The sequence below is a fragment of the Pseudomonas sp. FP2294 genome (assembly GCF_030687625.1).
Lineage (GTDB): Bacteria > Pseudomonadota > Gammaproteobacteria > Pseudomonadales > Pseudomonadaceae > Aquipseudomonas > Aquipseudomonas shahriarae.
This window is the reverse complement of record NZ_CP117441.1, coordinates 706,915-724,630: the sequence shown is the minus strand read 5'-3', so window position 1 is coordinate 724,630 and position 17,716 is coordinate 706,915. Positions and strand designations below refer to the sequence as shown.

The 17,716-nt window shown below is 59.8% G+C and carries 18 protein-coding genes and 1 pseudogene; 10 read left to right on the top strand and 9 right to left on the bottom strand.

What is annotated here, in order from left to right:
* Window positions 1-29 precede the first annotated feature (29 nt).
* The 4 genes from PSH73_RS03110 (at window position 30) to PSH73_RS03095 (ending at window position 3,516) form a co-directional block, all read left to right on the top strand.
* Window positions 30-689, top strand: a complete 660-nt coding sequence (locus PSH73_RS03110) for a TetR/AcrR family transcriptional regulator (protein WP_057437660.1) — start codon at window positions 30-32, stop codon at window positions 687-689.
* Between the two features lie 13 nt (window positions 690-702).
* Window positions 703-1,284, top strand: coding sequence for a YigZ family protein (locus PSH73_RS03105; protein ID WP_057437658.1), 582 nt, complete (start codon window positions 703-705; stop codon window positions 1,282-1,284).
* A gap of 46 nt (window positions 1,285-1,330) precedes the next feature.
* Window positions 1,331-2,017: an SDR family oxidoreductase gene (locus tag PSH73_RS03100; protein WP_057437656.1), complete on the top strand. Its 687-nt coding sequence runs from the start codon at window positions 1,331-1,333 to the stop codon at window positions 2,015-2,017.
* A 140-nt stretch (window positions 2,018-2,157) separates the two neighbouring features.
* Entirely contained in the window at window positions 2,158-3,516 is a 1,359-nt protein-coding gene (locus PSH73_RS03095) for an 8-oxoguanine deaminase (RefSeq protein ID WP_057958250.1), read from the top strand.
* Window positions 3,517-3,601: 85 nt separating this feature from the next.
* Here the strand turns inward: PSH73_RS03095 and PSH73_RS03090 are convergent, their stop codons facing one another.
* Together PSH73_RS03090 and PSH73_RS03085 are read right to left on the bottom strand one after the other, a co-directional pair.
* The gene (locus tag PSH73_RS03090) at window positions 3,602-4,927 is read right to left on the bottom strand and encodes an MFS transporter (RefSeq protein ID WP_057958249.1); all 1,326 of its coding nucleotides are present in this window, start codon (window positions 4,925-4,927) and stop codon (window positions 3,602-3,604) included.
* 59 nt (window positions 4,928-4,986) lie between these two features.
* Entirely contained in the window at window positions 4,987-5,949 is a 963-nt protein-coding gene (locus tag PSH73_RS03085) for an alpha/beta fold hydrolase (protein ID WP_057958248.1), read from the bottom strand.
* Between the two features lie 132 nt (window positions 5,950-6,081).
* Between PSH73_RS03085 and PSH73_RS03080 the strand changes: the two genes are divergently transcribed.
* Window positions 6,082-7,017: a LysR family transcriptional regulator gene (locus tag PSH73_RS03080; RefSeq protein ID WP_128593777.1), complete on the top strand. Its 936-nt coding sequence runs from the start codon at window positions 6,082-6,084 to the stop codon at window positions 7,015-7,017.
* 6 nt (window positions 7,018-7,023) lie between these two features.
* Here the strand turns inward: PSH73_RS03080 and PSH73_RS03075 are convergent, their stop codons facing one another.
* The gene (locus tag PSH73_RS03075; protein ID WP_186626259.1) at window positions 7,024-8,112 is read right to left on the bottom strand and encodes a calcium:proton antiporter; all 1,089 of its coding nucleotides are present in this window, start codon (window positions 8,110-8,112) and stop codon (window positions 7,024-7,026) included.
* A 194-nt stretch (window positions 8,113-8,306) separates the two neighbouring features.
* Between PSH73_RS03075 and PSH73_RS03070 the strand changes: the two genes are divergently transcribed.
* Window positions 8,307-9,260, top strand: a complete 954-nt coding sequence (locus tag PSH73_RS03070; RefSeq protein ID WP_057437650.1) for an adenosine deaminase — start codon at window positions 8,307-8,309, stop codon at window positions 9,258-9,260.
* A 31-nt stretch (window positions 9,261-9,291) separates the two neighbouring features.
* On the opposite strand, the gene PSH73_RS03065 is transcribed toward PSH73_RS03070, so the two are convergent.
* Entirely contained in the window at window positions 9,292-9,990 is a 699-nt protein-coding gene (locus PSH73_RS03065) for a helix-turn-helix transcriptional regulator (protein WP_305461901.1), read from the bottom strand.
* A 137-nt stretch (window positions 9,991-10,127) separates the two neighbouring features.
* A pseudogene (locus PSH73_RS03060) lies at window positions 10,128-11,054 on the bottom strand (LysR family transcriptional regulator).
* 122 nt (window positions 11,055-11,176) lie between these two features.
* Here PSH73_RS03060 and PSH73_RS03055 point away from each other — a divergent pair.
* Both PSH73_RS03055 and PSH73_RS03050 read left to right on the top strand, forming a co-directional pair.
* Window positions 11,177-12,190 (top strand): zinc-binding alcohol dehydrogenase family protein, encoded by a 1,014-nt coding sequence (locus tag PSH73_RS03055; protein ID WP_057437646.1) that lies wholly within the window; start codon window positions 11,177-11,179, stop codon window positions 12,188-12,190.
* Between the two features lie 149 nt (window positions 12,191-12,339).
* Window positions 12,340-12,519, top strand: a complete 180-nt coding sequence (locus tag PSH73_RS03050; RefSeq protein WP_057437642.1) for a hypothetical protein — start codon at window positions 12,340-12,342, stop codon at window positions 12,517-12,519.
* Between the two features lie 8 nt (window positions 12,520-12,527).
* Here the strand turns inward: PSH73_RS03050 and PSH73_RS03045 are convergent, their stop codons facing one another.
* Entirely contained in the window at window positions 12,528-13,721 is a 1,194-nt protein-coding gene (locus tag PSH73_RS03045) for a multidrug effflux MFS transporter (protein WP_057958242.1), read from the bottom strand.
* 86 nt (window positions 13,722-13,807) lie between these two features.
* Window positions 13,808-14,005 carry a heavy-metal-associated domain-containing protein gene (locus tag PSH73_RS03040; protein WP_057437639.1) on the bottom strand — a complete coding sequence of 66 codons (198 nt, stop codon included), beginning with the start codon at window positions 14,003-14,005 and terminating at the stop codon, window positions 13,808-13,810.
* Between the two features lie 147 nt (window positions 14,006-14,152).
* Here PSH73_RS03040 and PSH73_RS03035 point away from each other — a divergent pair, with 147 nt between their 5' ends.
* Entirely contained in the window at window positions 14,153-14,533 is a 381-nt protein-coding gene (locus PSH73_RS03035) for a hypothetical protein (protein WP_057437637.1), read from the top strand.
* A gap of 260 nt (window positions 14,534-14,793) precedes the next feature.
* Window positions 14,794-15,195 carry a Cu(I)-responsive transcriptional regulator gene (cueR, locus tag PSH73_RS03030; protein ID WP_057437636.1) on the top strand — a complete coding sequence of 134 codons (402 nt, stop codon included), beginning with the start codon at window positions 14,794-14,796 and terminating at the stop codon, window positions 15,193-15,195.
* Between the two features lie 75 nt (window positions 15,196-15,270).
* Here the strand turns inward: cueR and PSH73_RS03025 are convergent, their stop codons facing one another.
* Both PSH73_RS03025 and PSH73_RS03020 read right to left on the bottom strand, forming a co-directional pair.
* Window positions 15,271-16,167, bottom strand: a complete 897-nt coding sequence (locus tag PSH73_RS03025; protein WP_029297573.1) for a PA4780 family RIO1-like protein kinase — start codon at window positions 16,165-16,167, stop codon at window positions 15,271-15,273.
* Between the two features lie 174 nt (window positions 16,168-16,341).
* A complete protein-coding gene (locus PSH73_RS03020; protein ID WP_115127314.1) occupies window positions 16,342-17,619 on the bottom strand; it encodes an acetyl-CoA C-acetyltransferase in 1,278 nt (425 codons plus the stop codon).
* Between the last annotated feature and the right edge of the window lie 97 nt (window positions 17,620-17,716).

Sequence of the window (17,716 nt, the reverse complement as noted above, 5' to 3'; positions counted from 1 at the left end):
CGCATTCATCGATCTGCACGGAAACCTCCATGAGCCTCGAAGTTCCTGCCCACAACAGCCACGCCGGAAAACCCGCCAGCCGCATTCGGCAAAAGAACGAACAAGCGATCATCCAGGCCGCCGAAGACGAATTCGCCCGGCATGGCTACAAAGGCACCAGCATGAACACCATCGCCGCGAGCGCCGGGCTGCCGAAGGCCAACCTGCATTACTACTTCACCAATAAGCTGGGGCTGTATATCGCGGTACTGAGCAATATCCTCGAGCTGTGGGACAGCACCTTCAACACCCTGACCGCCGAGGATGATCCCGCCGAAGCACTGACCCGCTACATCCGCACCAAGATGGAATACTCGCGACGCCAGCCACAGGCCTCGCGGATCTTCGCCATGGAGATCATCAGCGGCGGCGAATGCCTTACCGAATATTTCAGCCAGGACTACCGCACCTGGTTCAGCGGCCGCGCCGCCGTGTTCCAGGCCTGGATAGATGCCGGCAAGATGGACCCTGTCGATCCGGTACACTTGATCTTCCTGCTGTGGGGCAGCACTCAGCATTACGCTGACTTTGCCACCCAGATCTGCCGCGTGACCGGCCGTACCAAGCTGACCAAGCAGGATATGGAAGACGCGGGTAACAACCTTATCCACATTATTCTCAAAGGCTGTGGCATCAAGCCGGCCCTCTGAACGAAGCGACTCAATGCCTTTCACCCTTACGGGCTTTTGCGAATTTCGCGAAGAAATCCGCAAAAGCCGCTTCATCACCTATGCCGCGCCGATTAGCAGCCCGCAAGACGCCCAGGGGTTTATCGAGCAGCACAGCGACCTCAACGCCACACATAACTGCTGGGCCTGGAAACTCGGTGGGCAATACCGCAGCAACGACGACGGCGAACCCGGCGGCACTGCTGGGCGACCGATCCTGGCTGCCATCGAGGCCCAGGGGTTCGATCAGGTCGTGGTGCTGGTGGTCCGCTGGTACGGCGGCATCCAACTGGGTACCGGCGGCCTGGCCCGGGCGTATGGCGGTGGCGCGAATAAATGCCTGCAAAACGCCGAGCGTATCGAGCTGATCAGCCGTGTGCCGTTGAGCTGCGCCTGCGGCTTTGCTGAACTGCCCCTGGTCAAGCTGCGTGTCGCCGAACTGGGCGGCCTGGTGGTAGAAGAAACCTTCACCGCCAATGGCGTGGAGCTACAACTGGCCCTCGGCGAAGCCCATATCGACACCTTGCAAACCCAGTTGGCCGACCTGAGCCGCGGACGAATCCTGCTGCAACGCTGAACCTGATAAGGTTGTTCACTGAACCTCGATGCCATAGGAAGCCTTCATGTCTACGCCAAAAACCGCATTGATCATCGGCGCCTCGCGCGGGCTGGGCCTTGGCCTGGTCAAGCAATTGCTGGCTGACGGCTGGCAAGTCACCGCCACCGTGCGCAACCCGCAAAAAGCCGACGCCCTCAAAGCCCTCGGCCCGGTACAGATCGAGCAACTGGACATGGACGACCAACAGGCCGTCATCGCCTTGAACCAGCGCCTGAAAGCCCAGACCTTCGACCTGCTGTTCGTCAACGCCGGCGTCAAGGGCCCGGCCAACCAGACCCCGGGCCATGCCACCCAGGCCGAAGTCGGCCAACTGTTTTTCACCAATGCTGTGGCACCGATCAACCTGGCCCAGCGCTTTGCCCCGCAGATTCGCCAGGGCAGCGGCGTGCTGGCGTTCATGAGTTCGGTACTGGGCAGCGTGACCATGCCCGACGCGCCGGACCTTGCGCTGTACAAGGCCAGCAAGGCCGCGCTGAACTCCATGACCAACAGCTTCGTGACGCAACTGGGCGAGCAGAAGCTGACCGTATTGTCGCTGCATCCGGGCTGGGTCAAGACCGATATGGGCGGCGAAGGGGCCGACCTGGACGTGGAAACCAGCGTGCGCGGCCTGATCGCCCAAGTGAACGCCTACACCGGCAAGGGCGGCCATCACTTCGTCAACTACAAGGGCCAGACCATTCCCTGGTAAGCCAGCAGATAAGCGGTGGATAGACCCCACCGCTCACTCCACGTAAACTTCCCACCTCGCCCTTACCGGCGACCCTGGATCAGCAGACAGGGCAACACTGAGCTGGCAAACCTGAACCCATCATTCAGAGGAGCCGGCCAATGCCTGCGACCCGTATCTGGTTAAAAAACCCTCTCGCGATTTTCACTGCCAACACCCTGGACGCCCGTGGCGGCCTGGTGCTGCAAGACGGTGTGATCGTCGAAGTGCTCGCCCTCGGCCAGCAACCGAGCATCGCCTGCGAACAAACCTTCGACGCCCGCGAGCACGTGGTGCTTCCCGGCCTGATCAACACCCACCATCACTTCTACCAAACCCTGACCCGCGCCTGGGCGCCGGTGGTCAACCAGCCGTTGTTCCCCTGGCTGAAAACCCTGTACCCGGTGTGGGCGCGCCTGACCCCGGAAAAACTCGCGCTGGCCAGCAAAGTCGCCCTCGCCGAGCTGCTGCTCTCCGGCTGCACCACCGCGGCCGATCACCACTACCTGTTTCCCGATGGCCTGGAACAGGCGATCGACGTGCAAGTCGACAGCGTGCGCGAACTGGGCATGCGCGCCATGCTCACCCGCGGTTCCATGAGCCTGGGCGAAGCCGACGGCGGGCTGCCACCGCAGCAGACCGTGCAGCAGGGCGAAGTGATCCTTGAAGACAGCCAACGCCTGATCCAGCGCTACCACGAGCGCGGCGACGGTGCGCAGATCCAGATTGCCCTGGCGCCTTGCTCGCCATTTTCGGTCACCCCCGAAATCATGAGCGCCAGCGCCGAACTGGCCAACCAACTCGATGTGCGCCTGCACACCCACCTGGCCGAAACCCTCGACGAAGAAGACTTCTGCCTGCAGCGCTTCGGCCTGCGCACCGTGGACTACCTCGACAGCGTCGGCTGGCTCGGCCCCCGCACCTGGCTGGCCCATGGCATTCACTTCAACCCGGATGAAATCGCCCGCCTGGGCGCGGCCGGCACCGGTATCTGCCATTGCCCAAGCTCCAATATGCGCCTGGCCTCCGGCATCTGTCCGACCCTGGACCTGATCGCCGCCGGCGCGCCGATTGGCCTGGGCGTGGACGGTTCGGCCTCCAACGATGCGTCCAACATGATTCTCGAAGCGCGCCAGGCTTTGTACATCCAACGCCTGCGTTATGGCGCGGAAAAAATCACCCCTGAAGGCGTACTCGGCTGGGCCACCAAAGGCTCGGCCAAACTGCTGGGCCGCAGCGACATTGGCGAGCTGGCGGTGGGCAAACAGGCCGACCTGGCACTGTTCAAGCTCGATGAGCTGCGTTTCTCCGGCAGCCACGACCCACTGTCGGCCCTGCTGCTATGCGGCGCGGACCGGGCAGACCGGGTGATGGTGGGCGGCAAGTGGCGGGTGATCGACGGGCAAATCGAGGGCATGGACCTCAAGGCCTTGATCGCCGATCACAGCCAGGCGGCGCGGCAGTTGATCAACGCGTCCTAAGACGGGCCCGAGCTCGAATGCCAAAGCAGCGACCTGGGTCGCTGCTTTGGCACTTGCACAAAACGCAGGGAAAACAGCGCTCTGGTTACAGGTCTTTATGTTTAAGTTTGTCCGGCAACATAAACATCAGGATCAGGCACGCCAACAAGCTGGTGGCGCTGATCACATACAACGCGGGCGTCGCACTCCCCGTAAACTCGATGATCTGACTGACCATCAATGGGCTGACGATTCCACCGAACTGCCCCAACGTGTTGATCAATGCGATACCTCCCGCCGCGGCCGCTCCCGATAGAATCATCGGCGGCAATGCCCAGAATGCGGGGATGGAGGCAATCACGCCACCGCCCAATACGCCCAGGGCAATCACCAGCAACGTCGTATCGTCATCGAAAAAGCCCGCTAACAGAAATCCGATAGACGCCAGCAACAACAGGCCTGCCACGAATTTTCGGCGCTCGCCTGAACGGTCTGACAGGCGTCCAACGGTAATCATCGCAATTGCCCCACAGACGTAAGGCACCGCAGTCAAAAGCCCCAATGTGCCTGACGACTCCACCCCAGTGGAACGAATCAAATGCGGCGCCCAGAAATTAAGGCCATGGGACCCAAGCTGAATGAGAAAATAGAGAAACCCCAACAACAGAAGAATCGGCGATTTCAATGCGCTTCGAAAGGAGTGCTCTACAGAAGACGATTGGTTCTTTTCCGATATTTTTTGCGCCAACCATGATTTTTCGGCCCGCGTCAGCCATTTAGCGTCCTCCACACGATCACAGAGTACATTCAAGACAACGATCCCCAGCACAACGCAGGGAACACCTCCGAATAGAAACAGCCAATGCCACCCGGGAAGACCAAACACGTTATCCATATGTTCTAACAGGAGCCCCGCCAAGGGTGCGCCTATCAGTCCTGAAAATGCCGAAGCGAGGAACAAGTGCGACGTCGCTCGACCTCGAAATGCAGAAGGAAACCAAAGCGTCAGGTAAAATACGACCCCCGGCCCAAAACCCGCTTCCATTGCGCCGATCAGGAAGCGCAGCACATAAAACTGCCATTCGGTCTGGACAAAGACCATGGCACAAGTAGCAATCCCCCAGGACATCATGATCCTGGCAATCCACCTGCGCGCCCCCACCTTGTAGAGCATCAAGTTACTGGGCACTTCGAAAATCACATACCCGACAACAAATAAACTGGCCCCCAGCCCATACACCGAATTACCGAACCCTAACTCGCTTTCCAGCTGAAACTTTACAAAACTGATATTGATCCGATCAAAAAATGCAAAAAAAAAGCAAATTATAATTAATGGCATCAAGCGCCAGGTTATTTTTCTTATCAGTGCCTGGCCCTGAACATCATCCGAGACACTGTCTTGCGCCAACTCTGCCTTTGCAGCCTGCATACTTCCCCCCATTGAGAGATGTAAACCCTCTCAAATTATTATTTTTATTATTCAACGTTTCAAGCAAGACTAACCAGCCACTCATCAATCATTCCGGCCACTTGATTGCTGTTAGCATCCATCATCAACATATGACTGTTACCCGACACTCCGACCGTCGGCAACTCCAAGACCCGGGAATCTACCGATTTATTTTGCAGTTGCTCAAAGTACGCCTCACATCTGTGAAGGTAGCTCTCCCACATGACACTTTTATCGCGAATGAAATCCCCCCAAATGGCTAGATGCGGAGGAAGCGTCAGTACACTTTTGGATAGTTCGGGAACTGCCGATGGCTCGATAGCAACCACCCCTTTCACCGTTCCTGCAAACTCCTGCGCCAGTTGCAGGGCGTAGTAAGCGCCCTGGCTATGCCCGATCAATACACAAGGTCCAATTTTTTCCAGCAAGGCTCTATAGCCGGCAAGTGCCCGGTGATCGGTACCTGCCCAGCGAGGCACGAACTGTTGGCCAAAAACATCCAGGTGCTCCACCGGGAACTGCTGCCCGGGGTAAGCCTGCTCTTCACGGGCCTCAGCGCAGTAACTGGACGCCGGACCGAAGCGGAAATGATGCCATACCGCATCCAGCGTCCGGTGTTCAGGCTTGCCTGCGAGGATCTCGGGATAGGCAGGCCAGGATGCACGTCCACGCTCAAACGCATCGCACAAGCAGGCGTCGTATCGGGCCTTCAGAAAAAACGTCAACCACCCCGGCCGGCCATCCGGTGTGTTTTCCCAACAGGCGCCGGTCAGGCCGCCGCCATGCAGGAAAACCAGTGGATAGGGGGAGCGTGGGTTGCTTTGTGTATACCGTTGGCAATACATCTGGCCAACCATGTGATGCCCATTCATCGACACCCGGATAGGCGCGGCGCCGGGAACCTTGGTCATCAGTTGTTCCGGAAAGCCGTCCATATACACGCGCTCTCCGCCAACATGAAAACCCTCGATAGACTTCAATGCAATGTCCTGGATCGTCATTGTGATTACCTCTGCTTTTTTTAATACACAGCTTGTTTAATCACTTGAGATTGATCCTACTCAGGCTATATTGGAAATACCGTTTTTTGATTGACCCATATATAAGATATATACCCCATGACAGGCTAACCCATGAAAAATGCCCGAAAGCTCGATATAGGCAGGCTCATTGCATTTGTGACTGTATGCGAAGAAGGCAGTGTGACGGCCGCATCGCGCAAACTGGGCATTGCACAACCTGCTCTTACTGTAACGTTGACCAAACTCGAACAAGCTATTGGTGTGCAATTGTTAACGAGAGATGCCAGAGGGGCTTCGCCGACTGCATTGGGCCAACGTTTTTTAAGCAGCGCTTATGAACTACTGGGCATGGCCGAAATGGCCTACAAAAAAATACATGAAGATTCTGATTTTCCCGAAGGAGAAGTCGTCATAGGCGTGCCCTACTCTTGCGCCAATGTATTGGTCGTCCCACTCCTGACCCGACTGGCAGCCGCCTACCCGGGAATCCGCTTGCGCGTCGTAGAGTCCCCGTCCGCTTATCTTTGGGATTGGCTGAGCGACGGGAAACTGGACATCGCGCTGCTGTTCGACCGCAAATCCTCCACCGAGGTGGTCTGCGAAGACTTCGCCCAGGAAGATCTCTACTTGGTGGGCAGTCACAGCCTGCTCAATCTGCAGGAGATCAACGTCAAAAGACTCTCGGAGTTTCCGCTGGTCATGGCCTCGCGCCTCAACCGTATTCGCACCCTGTTGGACAATCATTTGGCGGGCCACGACCTCACCCTCAATGTGAGCATTGAAATAGATTCCGGCGAATTCCAGGTGCGCTTGATAGAAACCGGCAACTGGTTCGGTATCCAGGCCGCCAGTTCCGTTGCGGAAAAACTACGCACCCGGCAATTGCAGGCCGCGTTGATAGTCCCTCGGGTTACTCGCACCATCTGCATCGCCCGCCACCGGGGAAAGTTGACGGACCCTTGCGTCGCACGTGTGATTACCGAGTTGAAACAGGAAAGCGAGAGGATGTTTGAAAACGGGCTCTGGCCCGCGCGCAAAATCACCTAGCCAGGCCTATACCCCCAGCAGCGACAGCATGATAAAGGTCGCAAACAATACAAAATGGGTCATCCCTTCGATGGCGTTGGTTTCGCCATCGTTGAGGTTGATCGCACTGACAATCAGCGTGATAAACACCATCACCGTTTGCACCGGGGTCATCGCCATCTGAAACGGCTGGCCGGTGTACAGCGCCATGGCTTCCATCACCGGCACCGTCAGAATCACCGTCGACAACGAAGCCCCCAGCGCGATGTTGACCACCGACTGCATGCGGTTGGCCAAGGCTGCGCGCAAGGCGGTCAGAATCTCCGGGGCGGCGGAAATCGCCGCCACCAGGATCGCCGTGATCACCGGCGGCGCCCCCGTGCCCTCCAGGCCAAGGTCCAGGGTCTTGGACATCACCTCGGCCAATGCGCCAATCACCACCACACCAAACACCAGGGTCGCGATGGAGAACGTCAGGTTGACCGGCGAGGCGTGCTCTTGCGGCGATGGCTTGCGACGTTTTTCCGGATAGCTGTAGCTGAAGAAGTAGCTGTGTGGCCCCACCTGCATACGCAGGAACAAGGCATACAACACCACCATCGCACCGATGGTGAAGGCCGAGTAGATTTTCCAGTCGGCCTCGGGGATAAATTCCGGCACCACCATGGACACGCCCATGGCAGTCAAGATCATCACGCTGTAGGTCCGCGCCGAATCATCATTGTAGGACTGCTCCCCATGCTTGATGCCGCCCATCAACGCAGCCAGGCCAAGGATGCCGTTGATATCCAGCATTACGGCTGAGTAGATCGTGTCACGCACCAGGGTCGGCGATGCCTCGTTGCTCATCATGATCGCCAGGATCACCACTTCCACCAGCACCGCCGCCAGGGTCAGGATCATGGTGCCGTAGGGGTCGCCGACCTTTTCGGCGAGCAGCTCGGCATGGTGGGCCACGCGCATCGAGGCCATGACGATAAAACCGATCAGCACCAGGCCGCCGAGCAGGGCCGTCATCTGTCCACTGTGCAACAGCCAGTGCTCCAGAGGGTAGGCTGCGAGGGCGGCGATCAGCGCCAGCCACATGAACTTTTCTTGCTTGAGGGATGTGAGCATTACAGGCCTTTTCGAGCGGCAAATCAGTCATTGATGGGGTACAGACTGCGGCGTATCGCTAACGTTTCGTTACACCTTAGTTCATTCGCCCATTGCCGCAGGCACGAACAATGCTTACCGCTCGGTCAGGTTTTACCGATTATTTGCGCCTTGGCCTGTAGAATGCCGCCATTGCACCTGATGAGAATGCCCCCATGTACGACTGGCTCAATGCCCTGCCCAAGGCCGAACTGCACCTGCACCTGGAGGGTTCGCTGGAGCCCGAGTTGCTGTTCGCCCTGGCCGAACGCAACAAAATCGCGCTGCCGTGGAACGACGTCGAAACCCTGCGCAAGGCCTACGCCTTCAATAACCTGCAGGAGTTTCTCGACCTCTACTACAAGGGCGCCGATGTATTGCGCACCTCCCAGGATTTCTACGACCTGACCTGGGCCTACCTGCTGCGTTGCAAGGCGCAGAACGTGATCCATACCGAACCGTTCTTCGACCCACAGACCCACACCGACCGGGGGATCCCGTTTGAAGTGGTGCTCAACGGCATCGCCAGCGCGCTCAAAGATGGCGAGCAGCAACTGGGCATCACCAGCGGCCTGATCCTCAGCTTCCTGCGCCACCTGAGCGAAGAGCAAGCGCAAAAAACCCTCGACCAGGCGCTGCCGTTCCGGGATGCGTTTGTCGCCGTAGGCCTGGACAGCTCGGAAATGGGCCACCCGCCAAGCAAGTTCCAGCGCGTATTCGATCGCGCCCGTGCCGAAGGTTTCCTGACCGTCGCCCATGCCGGTGAGGAAGGCCCGCCGGAGTACATCTGGGAAGCCCTCGACCTGCTGAAGATCCAGCGCATCGACCATGGTGTGCGCGCCATCGAAGACGAGCGCCTGATGCAGCGGATCATCGACGAGCAGATCCCGCTGACCGTGTGCCCGCTGTCCAACACCAAGCTGTGCGTGTTCGACGACATGGCCCAGCACAACATCCTCGACATGCTCGAGCGTGGGGTGAAGGTCACGGTGAACTCGGATGACCCGGCGTACTTCGGCGGTTATGTCACCGAGAACTTCCACGCGCTGCACACCTCGCTGGGCATGACCCAGGACCAGGCCCGCCGCCTGGCGCAAAACAGCCTGGATGCACGCCTGGTCAAGCCCTGACCAAACCCTGTAGGGGCCGGTTTTCCGGCTCCTACAAGGCCGCCATCCGGGCAATTTCCAGGCGCCCGGTCTCGGTGACCTGCAGTACGCTCGACTCATTGATCACCGTCAGCCAGCGTGACTGCATGAACAACTGCAACAATCCCGCCCCCAATGCCCCGCCCAGATGCGGCTGCTGCTCGCTCCAGTCAAAACAATCGCAAGCCATCGTCGAGTAACTGTGTTGCGCCAGGGCCTGGGTGTAAATGCCACGCTCGGCCAATTGGCGTGCGCCCAATGGCGTCACGTGAAGCCGCTGTTCGAAGCGTTCAACCCACTTCGCCAGCACCATGCGTTGATAGAGTGCTGCCGCCATTTCACCCCCCAGATGGTCATGACAAAGCCGCGCCTGACGCAACGACGACGGTGCCAGCAAGGCCGCCACCGGCAGGCCGACTGCACTGCGCGCCAAACTGGCCATGGTGGTACTGGCCAGCGCATCGACTGCCGCGCTCACATCGGCCGCCGCCATGCGAAAGAAGCGTTTGCGCCCCCGGGCTTCAATGCGCAGCAATCCACCCGCCGCCAATCGCGCCAGATGCGCATTGGCCGATGACGCGGATAACCCCGCCAGCATCGCCAGTTCTTCGGACGGCTTGGCCGAGCCGTCCATCAACGCCCAGATCATCGCGGCGCGTTTGGGGTCGGCCAGCAAGGTTGCGATCTGGCTGATGCAAGGTGCCTGTTCCATGTATTCACTCCCTGTAGATTCGTTGGTCTGCTCCATTTCGCGGAAAAGTATAAGTGTGTAAGCAGCAGATTCCGTGGCGTCTTACAGCCAAATCAGCGACAGCATTTGCCTGAAGTTTCCTGAATTCCCTGGGGTTATTACGTAGTCCCTTGCTGTTCAGGCAACTGCGCGCTCAACTTCCCACAACGTGCCACGAGCATTTCACGCAGGAGGTTGATCGGCTTACTCAACTGCGCGCGATGGGCGCACAGCAGATTGAGCGGTGTGCGCTCACCCTGCAGCTCCGGCAAGAGCAACCGCAGGCGGCCTGCCAGTACGTCGGCGCTGACATCCAGCCAGGACTTATAGGCAATCCCCACCCCGGCCACGGCCCAGCGCCGCACCACGTCGGCATCGTCACTGAAGCGGTCACCGGTAACCGTCAGACTGATTTCCCGTTTGCCATCCTGAAAGCTCCAATGGTCATGCACTCGGCTACCGAGCATGTACAGCAGGCAGTTGTGCTGGGCCAGTTCCTACAGGTGGCGCGGCTCGCCATGCCGGGCCAGGTAGCTGGGCGCGGCGCAGAGCACCCGGCGATTGTCCGGCGCGACCGGCAAGGCCACCAGGCTCGAATCCTCGGGTTCGCCATAGCGCAAGGCGATATCCACCGGCTGGCGGAACAGGTCGGCAATCCGGTCGCCCAGTAGCAGGCGCACACTTAATTGCGGGTGCTCGCGCTGAAATTCGTCCAGCCACGGCAACAGCAGGTTGCGGCCAAAGTCCGAAGGCGCCGACAGTTGCAAAACACCACTGACATGGTCCTGGCTGCTGGCCAGCAGGCGCCGGCCTTCATCCAGTTGGCTCAAGGCACCGCGGGCGTATTGCAAGAAACCCTCGCCCTCGGCAGTCAGGCGCAGGCTGCGAGTGGAACGTGCCAGCAAGCGCGCGCCCAATTGTTGCTCAATGCGTTTCAACGCTGCGCTGGCCACCGCCGCCGACATATCCATGACCCGTGCGGCGGCCGACAAACTCCCCAAATCCGCCGCACGTACGAACAACTGCAAATCATCAAAACGCAGCATGACCACCGCCCCGAGGGATTATCAAAAAACCATTGAAAGAGACTGCTCTTTTAGCGGGTTTTATCTGCAAGAGAAATAGCTAATGATCTAACCATCCCATTCCGCCCTTCCTGGAACTTGCCATGAAAGCCATCGCCTACTACGCCGCATTGCCGATCAACGACCCAAAGTCCCTGCAGGATATCCAGTTGCCTGAGCCGGTGGCCGGTCCGCGCGACCTGCTGGTAGAAGTCAAAGCCATCTCGGTCAACCCGGTGGATACCAAGATCCGCCAGAACGTCACCCCGGAAAACGGCGCGGCCAAAGTGCTGGGCTGGGACGTGGCCGGTGTGGTCAAGGCCGTGGGCAGTGAAGTGACGCTGTTCAAGGCCGGCGACAAAGTGTTTTATGCGGGCTCCCTGACCCGCCCGGGTGGCAACAGCGAACTGCACACCGTCGATGAGCGCATCGTCGGCCATATGCCCAAGAGCCTGGGGTTTGCCGAAGCCGCAGCCCTGCCGCTGACTGCCATCACCGCCTGGGAACTGCTGTTCGAGCGCTTGCAAGTGCCTGAAGGCAAGACCGATCAAGGCCAGAGCCTGCTGATTGTCGGCGCTGCCGGTGGCGTAGGTTCGATCCTCACCCAATTGGCGGCGCAACTCACCGCACTCAAGGTGATCGGCAGCGCCTCGCGCCCGCAAACCCAGGCCTGGGCCAAGGACCTGGGCGCTGACCTGGTAGTCGACCACAGCCAGCCACTGAGCGAAGAGCTCAAGCGCGTAGGCCACCCACAGGTGACCCACGTCGCCAGCCTGACCCAAACCGACCAGCACCTGGACCAGTTGGTCGAAGCGCTCGCGCCCCAAGGCAAACTGGCACTGATTGATGACCCCAAGTCGCTGGATGTGCTCAAGCTCAAGCGCAAGAGCCTGTCGCTGCACTGGGAATTCATGTACACCCGCTCGATGTTCGAGACTGCCGACATGATCGAGCAACACAACCTGCTCAATCGAGTGGCCGAGCTGATCGATGCCGGCACCCTGAAAACCACGGTGGGCGAGCACTTCGGCGTGATCAACGCAGAGAACCTGCGCCGCGCCCATGCTTTGCTGGAAAGCGGCAAGGCAAAGGGCAAGATTGTGCTGGAAGGCTTCTAAGACGCGGGCTCTGTCAGTGTCGTCCGTTCCACCTGTGGGCAACGGACGGCACCGCTAGTCAGACACTTGATCCTTGTCATATTTTTGAGCGTCTTCGGGTTTATATTGGCCGCCTTTGCCACGCAATCTTTTACGTGAGGAAGTCAGCAATGAAGATCCTGATAAAAGCGTTAGCAAAATCCCAAGGCAACAAATGGCAGGTCCGCCTGGACCAGGACGCCTTTACCTTCCGCAGTGAAGCCGAGGCCCGCGCCTTCGCCAACACCCTGCAAAACCGGATCCAGGCGCCCCACCGGTTTCCCGAAAACCAGCAGCGCGCTACGGGCTGAAAAGACTGTCAGACCTGCGCTTGCAAGGCTCGCTGCCGCTGCAGGCGCTGGGTCCACATGGCCACCACTACCGCCAACACCCCGCACAGGCTGATGACGATCGACATCGGCATGGCCGTGCCGTCGTGCAATGCGCCGACCAACGATGCCGCACCCGCCGCCACACCAAACTGGATACAGCCCAGCAGTGCCGAGGCGCTGCCGGCCCGCGCGCCCTGGCCGTTCATGGCGCACGCCGAGGTATTGGGCATGATGCAGCCCAGGCTGGCGATACACAGGAACAGCGGCACCAGCAGCGGCCACAGTGCTTCGGTATGCAAGGCACTGACGGCCAGCAATGCCAGCGCTGCCGCGAGGTAAACCCATACCGTACGGGTCAGGAGAAAGGCCGGCCCGCGCTTGGACAGCAGCCGCGCATTGACCTGCGCCACCAGGATAAAGCCCGCGGCATTGGTGCCGAACAGCCAGCCATAATGCTCAGCCGGCACGCCGTACAGCTTGATAAAGACGAAAGGCGAACCGGCAATGTAGGCAAACATCCCGCCAATCGCGATGCCGCCGGTCACGGCATACCCCAGGTATACGCGGTCGGCCAGCAGGCGCCCGTACTGGCGCAACGCTCCGGACAGCGGCTGCCGAGGTTGATGGGCCGGAAAACTCTCCGGCAGACCGACAGCCACTGCCACACCCGCACCGACGCTGAACAGGGTCAACGCCAGGAAGATCGACTGCCAGCCCCACAGGCTGACCATCACCCCACCGAGCATCGGCGCCAGGATCGGCGCCAGCCCGACCACCAGCATCAACTGCGAAAAGACCTTGGCCGAACCCACCGCGTCGCACTTGTCGCTGACCACCGCTCGGGAAATCACCATGCCCGCACACCCGCCCAGAGCCTGGACGAAGCGCGCACCGATCAGCCACTCCAGGGACGGCGCATAGGCGCACGCCAGGGAGGCCAAGGTGAACAGGGTGACACCACTCAATAGCGGGATGCGCCGGCCAAAACGATCCGCCAGCGGCCCATAGATCAATTGACCGACCGCAAGCCCGGTGAAGTACACCGCCAGGGTCAACTGGATATGTTTTTCGTCGGTGCCGAACGCCACCGCCATGGCCGGGAAGCCCGGCAGATAAAAGTCGATGGCCAGCGGCGCAAATGCGCTCAAGGCCCCCAAAATGAGGAGTATGCGAAGGTTCATCAGGCACCCAAAAGAGTCGGCAGCCCGACAGTCTAGCCGCGCTTGGGTGCCTTGAACATTACGATAGCTCGCTAACTATTAAATAATCAGGCGAGCTTGGCGCTGTAGCCTTCATCGGTAATCACGCGGATCACTTCTTCCGGTAACAAACGACTTTCCACCCCCACTTCCTTGGCGCCCAGATCGACCTTCACACTGGCTGCCGGGTCCAGGGCCTGAACGGCTTGGGTGACGGCACGAACGCAGTGGCCGCAGGTCATTCCTTCAACGCTGAATATTTGCATGACATGACTCCTTAAGTGAGGTTGCACCCAGTTTCATCCTTGCCACGATGGCAAGGTCAAGCGCCGAAAACAACAGCCGGGCTGGTATTCCCTGGCGGCGTCGGCCAAGCTGCAACCATCCACGATTTGAAACCCGGAGAATTCACCATGCGCTGGTCGCTTTTTGGCCTTGTGAGCCTGTTGAGCCTGTTCGCCGCCGCCCCCCAGGCCAGCGCGGCCGAGGATTATGCGGTGCTGATCATTTCCAGGGAGCGCCTGGAAGTCCCCACCAATTGCGAGATTGGCCTGTACGTCAATGACCAGTTGGCCGGGCGGCTGTTCCAGGAGCAATCCACCTCGTTCAACTTCCCCGCAGGCCCGGTCTCGCTGCGCCTCAAGCTACTGCCAGGCCAAGCCCCAGGCTGCCTGCCAGGATTGCTGGCGCCCAAGGCACAACACATCGAGTTGAAGGCAGGCGATGTGCGCAAACTGCGCATTGCCCAGGGTGCGGACGGCATGTACCTCAAGGCGGCAAAGCTGGGCTATTAATCTACGGCAGCCAAACAATGGAGCTTGACCTTCCCCTAAGGTCAAGGTTGATCCTACAGCTAACATTTCCCGGAAGACTGCCGCAAAGCGCAACCGCCGGCCGCGAGATCTGCGCAAAATTGGGCAGCATCCATTCGGGGCTGTTGTGTCCAACTGGTTCGGCCTGCTCGACCTGCTACGGACCCTGTCCAGCGCGGACATGGTGAGCAATGCGCTGCTGTTGAAACCTGGAAACCCAAGGATCTGGAGGATCACCGCCCATGAACATCGGTCTGGCAGCCCGGCAAAGCGGCTTGAGCGCCAAGATGATTCGCTATTACGAATCCATCAACCTGCTTAAACCGGCCAATCGCAGCGACAGCGGCTATCGCCTATATGGCCACGACGACCTGCACACCCTGGCATTCATCAAGCGTTCGAGGGATCTGGGGTTTTCCCTGGAGGAGGTCGGCAAGTTGCTGGAACTGTGGCAGGACCGGCAACGGGCCAGTGCCGACGTCAAGGCGTTGGCTCGCCAGCATATCGAAGAGTTGAACCACAAGATCCGCGAGTTGGGGCAGCTGCGCGATACATTGCAGGACCTGATGGAGCACTGCCAGGGCGATCACCGGCCGGACTGCCCGATTCTCAAGGAGTTGGCAGCGGGCGGTTGTTGCAAGTGACGGGGTATCACTGACCGCCCACAAAACCCAATGTGGGAGCCAGCTCCCACATTTACATTGCCAGTGACCTGAAGATCACTGCATCCAAGGCGGTGGCGGTTCTTCCGCCGGTTTGCCCGGTGGCGCATCATCCGCCGCACGGATCGCCTGGCGCCGCTCTTCGTCGAGCCGTGCCGCTTCGATCTCGCGCATCACGCCGCCCACATCCGCCAACTCTTCCGGCTCGTCGAACTCGCCGGTCAGCACGCTGGCCGGGTGCAAGGTGCCGGCTTCGTACAGCGCCCACATTTCCTTGGCGTACTTGGTGGTCTTCAATTCCGGGGCAAAGCGCCCGAAATACGAAGCCATGTTGCCCACGTCCCGCTCCAGCATGGTGAATGCGTGGTTGTTACCCGCCGCATCCACCGCTTGCGGCAGGTCGATAATGACGGGGCCGGTCGGCGTCAACAGCACGTTGAACTCCGAAAGGTCACCGTGCACCAGGCCGGTACACAGCATCAGCACGATCTGCGAGATCAGGAAGGCGTGATATTCACGGGCCTGATCCGGTTCCAGGACCACGTCGTTCAGACGTGGCGCCGCGTCACCGTATTCATCGGCCACCAGCTCCATCAGCAACACGCCTTCGAGGAAGTCGTAGGGCTGGGGCACACGAACGCCCGCACCGGCCAGGCGAAACAGCGCCGCTACTTCGGCGTTCTGCCACGCGTCTTCGGTTTCTTTCTTGCCGAACTTGGAGCCCTTGGCCATGGCCCGGGCCTGTCGGCTGTTGCGGACCTTGCGGCCTTCCTGGTATTCGGCCGCCTGACGAAAACTTCGTTTATTCGCCTCCTTGTAAACCTTGGCGCAACGTAACTCGTTGCCGCAGCGCACCACATAAACAGCTGCTTCTTTACCACTCATAAGTGGGCGCAGCACTTCGTCGACCAGACCGTCCTCGATCAGGGGTTCAATGCGTTTAGGAGTCTTCATCAGCTTTTATTGTGGGTCCTTTATTACCAAACACGCGTATGGCACTCGTTATACGGCAATCCTCGCACAGCGGGGAGAGGGTAACGAGCTTTGATCTGCTAAAGAATGCATCCAATATGCCAGATTAATCCGACAAAGCCGTTATTGCCCAAGGCGTTCGGATGATAGCCGAGATCAGCGCTCAATGATCGCTGTCACACCCTGCCCGCCCGCCGCGCAGATCGAGATCAGCCCGCGCCCCTTGCCCGCCGCATCCAGCAGCTTGGCCAGGTTCGCGACGATACGCCCACCGGTGGCGGCAAACGGGTGCCCGGCCGCCAGGGAGCTGCCCTTGACGTTAAGGCGGCTGCGGTCGATGGCGCCCAACGGCGCGTCCAGGCCCAGGCGGGTCTTGCAGTAATCGGCATCTTCCCAGGCCTTGAGCGTGCACAACACCTGCGCAGCGAAGGCCTCGTGAATTTCGTAGTAATCAAAATCCTGCAGTGTCAGGCCATTTCTCGCCAGCAGGCGTGGCACGGCATACACCGGCGCCATCAACAGCCCTTCGGCGCCGTTGACGAAATCCACCGCCGCCGCCTCGCCATCGCGCAGGTAGGCGAGGATCGGCAGGCCACGCTCCTTGGCCCAGGCTTCGCTGCCCAACAACACCAGGGACGCGCCATCGGTCAGGGGGGTGGAGTTGCCGGCGGTGAGGGTACCCTTTTCGCTGCGTTCAAAAGCCGGTTTGAGGCTGGCGAGTTTTTCCAGGGTCAGGTCCGGGCGCAGGTTATTGTCGCGGGTCAGGCCGAGAAACGGCGTGAGCAAATCGTTGTGCCAGCCCTCGGCGTAGGACGCGGCCATCTTCTGGTGGCTTTCCAGGGCCAGTTGGTCCTGTTCGGCGCGGGGAATCTGCCAGGTCTGCGCCATCAGCTCGCAGTGCTGGCCCATGGACAGGCCGGTACGCGGCTCGCCATTGCGCGGCAGTTCCGGCTTGAGGTGTTGCGGACGAAGTTGTAACAGGACTTTTAATTTATCCGCCATGGATTTGCTGCGATTGGCTTGCAGCAGGATCTTGCGCAACCCCTCATTGACGCCAATGGGCGCGTCGGAGGTGGTGTCGACGCCGCCGGCAATCCCGCATTCGATCTGCCCCAGGGCAATCTTGTTGGCCACCAGCAGCGCCGCTTCCAGCCCGGTGCCACAGGCCTGTTGAATGTCATAAGCCGGGGTTTGTGGCGACAGGCGCGAGCCCAGCACGCATTCGCGGGTCAGGTTGAAATCCCGCGAGTGCTTGAGCACTGCACCTGCGGCTACCTCGCCCATGCGCAGGCCGTGCAGGTTGTAGCGCTCGATCAAACCTTCCAGGGCGGCGGTCAACATGGCCTGGTTACTCGCTGTGGCGTAGGGGCCATTGGAACGAGCGAAGGGGATACGATTACCGCCAATGATCGCGACGCGGCGCAACTGAGTCATGTAAAGCTCCCTGAAGGTGGTAGGTGCAATCCTGAGCCTAGACTAGGAACGACTGTCACCGATTGATGGTCCACCCTTTGAACCCCAGCAGCCGGAG